The following is a 2,202-nucleotide window of genomic DNA, read 5'->3' as shown; positions in this document are numbered from 1 at the left end:
CTCGACGCGCTGCAGGAAGCGACCGGCCCCCTGCGCGGCGTGCTGAACGCGGCGGGCGGCGGCGGCGGTACGGGCTTGTCGATCGGCGAGCATGCATCGCTGACCATCGACAGCTTCCGCCGCGGACTGCTGGTGAACGGGCTCGGCAGCTACATCGTGACCCGCCTTGCCGCCGAGAGGATGCTGGAGGGCGAGCCCGATCACAATGGCGAACGCGGTGTCCTGATCAACGTGTCTTCGATCGTCGCGCAGGAGGGGCAGACGGGCACGCCCGGCTATGCCGCCGGCAAGGGCGCGATCGAGGCGATGACCCTGCCGCTGGCGCGCGAATTCGCGCGCTACGGCATTCGCGTCATGACAATCGCACCGGGCATTTACGACACCCCGATGTTCAACAGCGCGCGCGACGGCATCCTCGCCGAAATGAACGCCGGCCTGCGCGCCGCGGTCCAGTTTCCGGCGCGGCCGGGCTATCCCGAAGAATTTGCGATGGCGGTAAGGCACGTCATGGAAAATCCGATGATGAACGGGCATGTCATGCGCGTCGACGGCGCCTACCGCGTCCCGCCGGGCGACGAGAGTTGGTGGCACCGCGTCGCCGAGGCGATGCGGCAGCCGGCGCAGCCATGACCGGTTCATCCTCCGCCATCGCCTGGCCGGTCGTCGCGCGACGTTGACAGGAACGCAATGAAGACGATCGAACTCGTAGAAGTCTCTCCGCGCGACGGGCTGCAAAACGAGCCGCGGATCATGACGACCGAAGACAAGATCGAGCTTGTCCGGCGCGCGGTCGACGCGGGCGCGCGGCGGATCGAAGTCGCCAGCTTCGTCCATCCCGGAAAAGTGCCGCAGATGGCCGACGCCGAAGCGGTGGTCGCGGGCCTGCCGTGCGGCGCGGCGCGCTACACCGGGCTGGTGCTCAACAAGCGCGGCGCGCTTCGCGCCCTCGAAACAGCGATCGACGAGATCGGCGTCGTCTGCGCGGCAAGCGACGTCTTCGGCCTCCGCAATCAGGGATTGAACGCCGACGATTCGCTGGCGATGGCATGCGAGGTCATCCGCTTCTGCCACCAGCAGGGCCGTCCGGCGCAAGCGACGATCGCGGTGGCGTTCGGATGCCCGTTCGAAGGCGCGGTCGCACCGGCACGCGTGATCGCGATGGCGCGCCGTATTGCCGAAGCCGGGGCGATCGAGGTCGCGATTGCCGATACCATCGGAATCGCCCGGCCCGGCGAGGTGCGACAGCTGGCGGCGGCAGTTGCCGCGGCGGTCGCTCCGCTTCCGCTGCGAGTGCATTTTCACGACACGCGCGGCATGGGGGTCGCGAACGTCATGACCGCCGTCGATGCCGGCGCGACGATCGTGGACGCCGCGATCGGCGGAACCGGCGGCTGTCCCTTTGCGCCCGGCGCCGCCGGCAATGTGGCGAGCGAGGACGTGGCTTATGCCTTGGGCGATGCGGCGGGCGTCGACATCGCGAAACTCGTCGAAACCGCTCTATGGCTCAACTCGCGGCTCGAACGCGAGCAGACGAGCGCGGTGACCCGCGCCTTCGCCGGCGGAGCATGTTGAAGCACTGAAGCAGGACAGGAGGAGCAGACGCCGTGACCGACCAGCCGACGAAATTCCGGATTTTCCGGGCCGCGACCGCGCCGACGCTGAAGCAGTCGAACGTCCTGCGCTATGAAGGCGTCACCCCGGTGATCGCCGAGGGCCTGCAGGAACTGGGCAAGGCGGGTATCGGGGACGGGAGCTTTGCGAAGATCCTGTTCAACGCGCCGGGCTTCAGCCTCGCCTACGCCTGGCACAAAAGCGATTTCCCGCTGCCCCTGCACAGCCATGATTCGGATTGCTGCTACCTCGTCCTCGCCGGCGAAATGCGTTTCGGCAAGGAGGTGCTGGGCAAGGGAGACGGGGTCTTCGTCCCCGCCGATACGCCATATACTTTCGTCACCGGGCCCGATGGCGTCGAATTCATCGAATTCCGCAACGTCACGTCGTGGAACATCATATTCAAATCGGGCAACCCCGCGTCATGGACGAAGGGCGCGGAACGCGTCGCGGCGTTGCGCGACGCCTGGCAGACCGAAAAGCAGCCCGTGGGTTTTGTCGAACCCGTCGAATAGCGCCCACCCTGCGCGCGCCGAATCGCGCGCACCGACGGAGCCGGTCGCCGCGAAAGCCGCGCGCACCCCGATCCGG

Annotated in this window: 3 protein-coding genes; all 3 read left to right on the top strand. The window is 67.6% G+C overall.

What is annotated here, in order from left to right:
• The coding region (locus VN047_RS18025; protein WP_325545111.1) for an SDR family NAD(P)-dependent oxidoreductase at positions 1-630 on the top strand (630 nt) is incomplete at its 5' end.
• A gap of 57 nt (positions 631-687) precedes the next feature.
• Positions 688-1,572 carry a hydroxymethylglutaryl-CoA lyase gene (locus VN047_RS18020; protein ID WP_325545109.1) on the top strand — a complete coding sequence of 295 codons (885 nt, stop codon included), beginning with the start codon at positions 688-690 and terminating at the stop codon, positions 1,570-1,572.
• 32 nt (positions 1,573-1,604) lie between these two features.
• A complete protein-coding gene (locus VN047_RS18015) occupies positions 1,605-2,126 on the top strand; it encodes a cupin domain-containing protein (protein WP_325545107.1) in 522 nt (173 codons plus the stop codon).
• The last annotated feature ends 76 nt before the right edge of the window (positions 2,127-2,202 follow it).

Source organism: Sphingopyxis sp. (genome assembly GCF_035565275.1).
GTDB lineage: Bacteria > Pseudomonadota > Alphaproteobacteria > Sphingomonadales > Sphingomonadaceae > Sphingopyxis.
Note: the sequence above shows the minus strand (reverse complement) of the source record. Positions and strands in the feature narration are given on the sequence as shown.

Coding starts and splice junctions, on each gene's coding strand:
- VN047_RS18020 (WP_325545109.1), top strand. CDS start 688: ATGAAGACGATCGAACTCGTAGAAGTCTCTCCGCGCGACGGGCTGCAA.